The organism is Lactobacillus sp. UMNPBX6 (assembly GCF_002553975.1).
In the GTDB taxonomy this organism is placed as follows: domain Bacteria; phylum Bacillota; class Bacilli; order Lactobacillales; family Lactobacillaceae; genus Lactobacillus; species Lactobacillus gallinarum.
The window spans coordinates 1-6,290 of the sequence record NZ_PCZD01000077.1 but is presented as its reverse complement, the minus strand read 5'-3'; the positions used below and the strand labels follow the sequence as shown (position 1 = coordinate 6,290).

The 6,290-nt window shown below is 32.4% G+C and carries 8 protein-coding genes; 5 read left to right on the top strand and 3 right to left on the bottom strand.

All coding sequences use genetic code 11. The annotated features are described in order from the left end of the window. Nucleotides 1–272 precede the first annotated feature (272 nt). Both CP357_RS09285 and CP357_RS09280 read right to left on the bottom strand, forming a co-directional pair. On the bottom strand, nucleotides 273–1,442 hold the full coding sequence (locus CP357_RS09285) for a tyrosine-type recombinase/integrase (protein ID WP_098037151.1): 1,170 nt from the start codon (nucleotides 1,440–1,442) through the stop codon (nucleotides 273–275). Between the two features lie 103 nt (nucleotides 1,443–1,545). Next, complete coding sequence (locus CP357_RS09280) at nucleotides 1,546–2,472, bottom strand: helix-turn-helix transcriptional regulator (RefSeq protein ID WP_098037150.1); 927 nt, start codon at nucleotides 2,470–2,472, stop codon at nucleotides 1,546–1,548. Between the two features lie 139 nt (nucleotides 2,473–2,611). On the opposite strand from CP357_RS09280, the gene CP357_RS09275 reads away from it, so the two are divergent. From CP357_RS09275 to CP357_RS09255, 5 genes are all read left to right on the top strand, one after another. Further along, nucleotides 2,612–2,830 carry a helix-turn-helix transcriptional regulator gene (locus CP357_RS09275; protein WP_098037149.1) on the top strand — a complete coding sequence of 73 codons (219 nt, stop codon included), beginning with the start codon at nucleotides 2,612–2,614 and terminating at the stop codon, nucleotides 2,828–2,830. Nucleotides 2,831–2,902: 72 nt separating this feature from the next. Continuing rightward, nucleotides 2,903–3,286, top strand: coding sequence for a hypothetical protein (locus tag CP357_RS09270; RefSeq protein WP_098037148.1), 384 nt, complete (start codon nucleotides 2,903–2,905; stop codon nucleotides 3,284–3,286). A gap of 2 nt (nucleotides 3,287–3,288) precedes the next feature. Continuing rightward, nucleotides 3,289–3,633 carry a hypothetical protein gene (locus CP357_RS09265; protein ID WP_098037147.1) on the top strand — a complete coding sequence of 115 codons (345 nt, stop codon included), beginning with the start codon at nucleotides 3,289–3,291 and terminating at the stop codon, nucleotides 3,631–3,633. Nucleotides 3,634–3,775: 142 nt separating this feature from the next. Beyond that, entirely contained in the window at nucleotides 3,776–4,096 is a 321-nt protein-coding gene (locus tag CP357_RS09260; protein ID WP_198995874.1) for a DNA-binding protein, read from the top strand. A 141-nt stretch (nucleotides 4,097–4,237) separates the two neighbouring features. Further along, nucleotides 4,238–5,464 carry a helix-turn-helix domain-containing protein gene (locus CP357_RS09255; RefSeq protein WP_098037146.1) on the top strand — a complete coding sequence of 409 codons (1,227 nt, stop codon included), beginning with the start codon at nucleotides 4,238–4,240 and terminating at the stop codon, nucleotides 5,462–5,464. Between the two features lie 62 nt (nucleotides 5,465–5,526). Here the strand turns inward: CP357_RS09255 and CP357_RS09250 are convergent, their stop codons facing one another. After that, the gene (locus tag CP357_RS09250) at nucleotides 5,527–5,940 is read right to left on the bottom strand and encodes a hypothetical protein (protein WP_098037145.1); all 414 of its coding nucleotides are present in this window, start codon (nucleotides 5,938–5,940) and stop codon (nucleotides 5,527–5,529) included. Nucleotides 5,941–6,290 lie beyond the last annotated feature (350 nt).

Genomic DNA, 6,290 nt, shown 5'->3' with positions numbered 1-6,290 from the left:
TACCCGTGGTCTAGACTTTCACTAGACTAGATGAAATGTCATGCCCGACACACAACAAAAAAGATCAGGCTCACTGCCTGATCTTGCTTATTGGGTTAGCTGGGATCATACTCCCAACGCTCCACGTGCCCTAATATCAAGGGATGCCACAATTAGCAAAATGATATTGTTACAAATATTGCTACAAATTGATGTTTTCAACGGGTTTTTATTCCTGAAAAACTCCAAAAAACTCCAATTAATATTGCTACAAAAAATTATAATCTTAAAACTTACGATTCCATATAATCCGAAAACTTATTCATTGTTTTTTCACGTCTCTTCTTTGGTAGGTGCGTGTAAATATCCATTGTGGTTTTAATTGAAGCGTGCCCTAAACGGTCTTTTATATCTTGCATAGAAATACCAGCATCAAACAACAAAGAAGCGTGAGTATGCCTAAAATCATGGATTCTTATATGCCGTAACTTAGCTTTTTTGGCTATTTTGCTGTTCCATGTGCTAACGGTGGTGTAAGAAAGTGGAATGTTGTCGGGGTAGTTATCAATCATGCCATTAAAAATAAAATTATCCTGATTGATGCCGCCACCTTTAATGCTAATTACATTAACTTCCTTGCGTTGTTCCGCTTGCCACTCCTTCAAAACTTTCACAGTATCAGCAGTTAATGAGATAGTTCTGATACTATTTATTGTTTTTGGCGTTTGAATTAATAGGCGGTCTTTAATGCCCTTTGATAAAGTGCGCTGTACACTCAAAGTTTTATTTTTAAAGTCAATATCTTTCCATTCAAGCGTTAGAGCCTCACCTTTACGCAAGCCTGTATAAGCCAAAACATAAAACAACGTATAAGCTTCAATGCCAAACTTATATGCTACTTCAAGATATTTGTTTAATTCGTCTTTAGTGTAAAAGTCGATATATTTCTTTCTAGGCTTTACCCGTGGTCTCATGACTTTATCCATTGGACTACTATCAATTAATTCAAGGTGCATAGCATAATGGAATATCCTATTAGCATAGCGGATATACTTTTTATATGTTCGTGGTGCATCTTTGTACCACTGGTTAACGGCTTTCTGACATTCAAGCATATTGATACTATCAATGTAATACTTGCCTAAATCTGGTAAAACATGCCCCTCAATAATTCGTATTGTGGTAGCTAATGTACTTTCCTTAATGCCGTTAGAGTAAATATCAAGCCATTTTTCATAGACTTCTTTAAACTTCAAGCGTTGCTGTTTTTCTGGTGAATACTCACCGTTGGCAATTTGAACTTGAATTTGTAAGAAGTCTTTTTTAGCTTGCTTTTCAGTTTTGTACCCTTGCTTCCTTATTTGGCGTGGTCTACCTGTCCTTGCATCCCTACCAAGATAGATAGTGAATTTATAACGCTTATTGCCACTAGGTGTGGTGTAACTCTTAATATCATCATTCATGTTAATAACCTCTTTAAATTGCCTTGTTGCGAACGAGCTTATTTAAAGCTGTTAACATGCTGGTGAGCTTCTTAGAAAAAACTTACTAAGGGATGCAACCCAACTATTTCTTATGATCTGTTTTACTAATTTCTTCTAACTCTAATTTTTTAGCTTTATCTTTTTTACTAGTTGTCATTTTTGTTAAATTAAAAGGCTTTACAGAGCCAGCATTAACAAAAGGCTTACGACTTGCTACTGATAAAGGATTGAGCAAATTAAAAGAACTTGCTGACATTACTTTAGGATTTACTGCCGTTGCTTTTCTAGGCACAAAACTAGCTGACAATGTTTTAGACATTGAACCAGTACATTTTTTAGAAGACGATTTAAAAAAGCCAGCCCCTTTATGGACAAAAGTGTTACGTGCTGTCCTAATCATCTCTTCCTTTTCTGTTTTAGTGTGATCTGTATCTAAGTAAGTAGTTAATTTTATTTCATTTAACATGAAATTATCAAAATACTTTTCATCTCTCATTAGCTCACTATTTTTTGCATCAAGAGCTGTTAATAACAGTGATTTAACTTTATCAGCATTTATTGAGCTAGCATATTCAGCATTAGTTAATAATGGCTCTATTGCTGGATTAGTAAACACAAAATTAAATGTATTTTGTACAAAATGTTTGTCTTGTAAATCATCAACAAATTTATTTATATCATCAGGTATTTTCATATCATCCGTTATAAGTAGCAAATAATTAAAGGCTGGATTAGTATTATTAGTCTTATTTGAAAATGAATTTTGTTGAATTAATTCATATAGTAATTTGTTTATATCAGATTCGGAATAAACTTTATTATTTGTTAAGCCTTGTAAATATGGAACAGACACTTTAAAAAAATCTGCTAGCTTTTGCCATGTTTCAAGTTTTGGCTCACGCCTGCCTGTTTCATACTGGCTAATCCTGCTACTACTCATATTTACTTTTTCACCTAATTTTCTAAGAGTTAAGTTGTGTTTCTCTCTTTGCTCTTTTATCCGATTCATAGCTTCACCACCTTATATATTTTAAAAATATGTTATCACAAAAGCTAACAAAATGTGAACAATATTATTGACATTAACATTATGTTAGCATATTATTTTATGTGTTAGCTAACAATCTGTTAGCAGAAAGGAGGCAAAAATGCAATTATCAGATCAACAGGTTACAGCCATTAAAAGAAAACGTGGCGAACTAGATTTATCCATTAACAGCCTTGCAAATGCTACAGGCGTTAGTAAATGGACTTTAATCGATATTTTCAAGCATAACCATAGAAACGTGACTTCTATTACATTTAAGAAGTTAAATGATTGGCTGATTGATGAATATAACAATGACCTTGTAAAAGTAGCAAAGTAATGTAACAAAAAAGAGCGCTCAACAAGTGCCCTAGCTTCTGGGATGCATCCCAATAGAAAAGAGGTGAATAACATGAATTTCATGCAAACAGCTTTAAATTTTAATGGTTTAACGTTCCCTAGCCAACAAGCCACACTCACAAAGCAAGAAAAGAAATTATATGATCTTCTCCCCGTTGGTAAAGAGAACGCCGTACAGGGTTCATATCTTGCTAATATCTTGCATATAAACAAACGTACAGTTATCAGCATAGTTAGAAAGCTACGGCTTAAACATTTTGACGTTGGTAGTACTACTAACAATGGCTATTATCGTTTCAAAACTCCAAAAGAATACGCGGAATACATAAAAACCGCTCAAATGGAATATATACGCCGTGGTCAAGTTTTAAAAGCTATGGAAAATACTCCAATGGCTCAACAAATAGCCATTATATCTAATAAAAAGGAAGCCTAAAGATGCAACAAACAAAAGAATCAAATTTCAATTTAGATGATGACAGAATTAAAGGGACTTCACTCGAATTAGCCTTATACGCTGGTTCTATGAAGCAATTAGCTAAGAATGATGTGGTTTTATCTGATTTCTTCAAGAAAAACAGCGAATTTACGTCTAGTATTGCTAAAACAATCATGGACGTTGTAACCTGTCCCGCTAATTTAAAGCCAAGTTCCGATAAAAAAGAGCAAGCTATTAATTCAAATGAATTGAAGCAATATTTAATTTTTTGTGCTGAAAGCTTACAAGATCAAAGTGAAGTTTTCAATTATTGCGTTAACGAGAAAGAAGAAAATCATGATTAAACGAATTTTACATAGATTGCATATAAAGCCTATAAGAATAGAGTTTGCAGAACTCGACAGCGTGGGCGGTTATGTGTCTTTACCTCAATGCTTTTTAATCTTACTTAGAAAGCCTAGATTTTTAAGAAAAGGAGTTTAAACCATGCAAGTCAAATTAGATGATAAACAAACAGCAGAAATTAAAACGCTGGTATTTTCCATTGTTAAAGACGGTATTCAGCAAGTAACTAATACCCGACCATACTTAAACCGTAAAGACATAGCAAAATATTTTGGCGTTGCTGAATCTACGATAGGCTATTGGGCTAAATTAGGAATGCCAGTTGCCATTATTGGCGGTCGTAAGCTCTACGGTAAACAAAGCATAACTCAATGGCTCAAAGATCATGAGATGCCGTCACAAAAACCAAAATGCCAAACAAAAAAGCCTTTAACTATTGGCGTAGTTAAAGGCAAAAAGTAAAAACCATTGCAATAATTTTTACAGAACAAATTATAACAGATTGAATAAGAAATATTGCGGACGAGCTTATTTAAGGCTGTTGACACGTATATCAAAACATCCCTAACAAGGATGTTTTTTTACTAAGAGAAGTGGTGAATTATGACTAATCCTAATTTAAAAATCCCACTTGCTTTAATTCAAAAATATAAACTGTCTAAGCTTACTTTATTGGTATATGGAGAATTGAATGGACTATATTCTAAATATCATAAGTGCGATATTACAGATAATGAACTAGCTAAACGGCTTAATAGGTCTATTGCATCTATTCAACGCTCAATGCATGATCTAAAAAGATCAAAACTAATAAGTAGCAAGCAAAAAGCTAACTACAAAGGTCGTAGCATCAAAGTAGCACAAGTAAACGAGAAAAAATATATTCTTATTCCAATTTCAATAATACGTAATAAAAATTTATCTCAAAACGCTTTACTGGTCTACGGTTCGCTCTATTCTAGAAGTCAAAAGCAAACAAAAATTAATAAGGATAGAAAGATACCCGATATTAGCCCTATCTTTATTGTTTCTAAAACAGATATAGCAAAGGAATTGAACAAAACACCTAAAACGATTGGGCGTGCTATTAAAGAATTAGCATCAAAGAATTATATTATATTCAACTCAATTACGGGTGTAGGAATTGAAGTTAATTTACCACCTATTGACTGTGGAAAACTTCAAAAGGTAGGACAAAAACGAGAAGCCACCTATGACAAAAATGAGAAGCCACCTATGACAAAAATGAGAAGCCAGCTAGGACAAAAACGAGCAACTAATAAAGTATTAATTAATATTAATAAAGAGACTCATTTTCATTCGTCTTCTTCTAATAAAGATTTAGTGGGCGTCAATTCTGTTATACCTGAAAGCTTAAAAGATATTTATGAATTAAATAAATTAGATGCTGAACAAAGCACTTCTCACCCACCTAAAACACAAAAATATAATATTACTGTGAAAAGTGGTTCAGAAAAGGGCAAAGAGATAACTCCATACAATTCAGCATCCAAAGTAAAAACAGATCAAACATCTAATAATAAAGATGCTCAATCTGTTAAAGAAGAGATTAATTATATTGCATATGATGGTTTTAATATTGGCTATCAGTGTAAAGTATTACAGCAAATATTGAGACGCTACACCACTAAAAATTATATTATCTCTTTTGATCAAATACCTTTAATAAAAAAGCAACTAGAAAGCGGATTAACCTTATATGACTTTGAAAGTGCTATTAATTATTTGATTCAGCAAGGCAAAACAATATCTATTAAAGATCTAGCTAACAATCTACCAAACTATCTAAGTAAAACTAATTCGAATTAATTTAACTGGCAACAGCTGTATTTAAATATACGGCTGTTGTTTTTTAGTGTTTAATTCTAGCCTCAATTAATTAATATAATTTGGGGTAAATCCGTGCATCTTGTCATATTGCTATTAAACCTAATCGTAAATTCTTTTATAGCTTGCTTTTTGAAAATTTGGTATCGACTTTTCGAATATCCGATTAAATGCTGTACCTCATAATTCCACATTCCTTTTACATAGCAAGAAACCAAGATAGTTCTATATGGTGTTCTGGGTCTATCTTCAATTTCATACATTGCTTTAACCGTGATATATGTCAATCTTTCAGCATCTCTTATTAGTTTATTCCAACTTTTAGGATATGGTTTTAACTTAGTAAAATTTTCTGGTAGTAATTCAGTGTAGCATCTACCAGAAATAGCAATTAATTCATTAAAAGTATTTTTCAAGTAATCACTTGTCTTAATTGTTTCTATCTCTTTATTCGACATAAATATTTTTACCTCAATTAAATTAATTACAGCTTTACTTTTAAGACGTTAGCAAAAGTTAGCATCATCAAATTAAATGTTAATCCTAAAAATCAATTTAAGCTCATTTAAGCAAAATAAAATAGTCCACGTATGATTACACATGAACTACTTAAAAACGATAAACAGGCTATAAATTTTAAACATTCTATTCATTGAGGGATGCATAACCTGTTAAAGCCTGACATAAATCTATAAATAATATTAACAAACTACGCTCAACAACTATACAACTTGTGGGGCTTCTTTTTACTTACTTAAACTTCCCACATCAAAAAAACTATGAAGCCTTGAAAACTCAATAGTTTAGC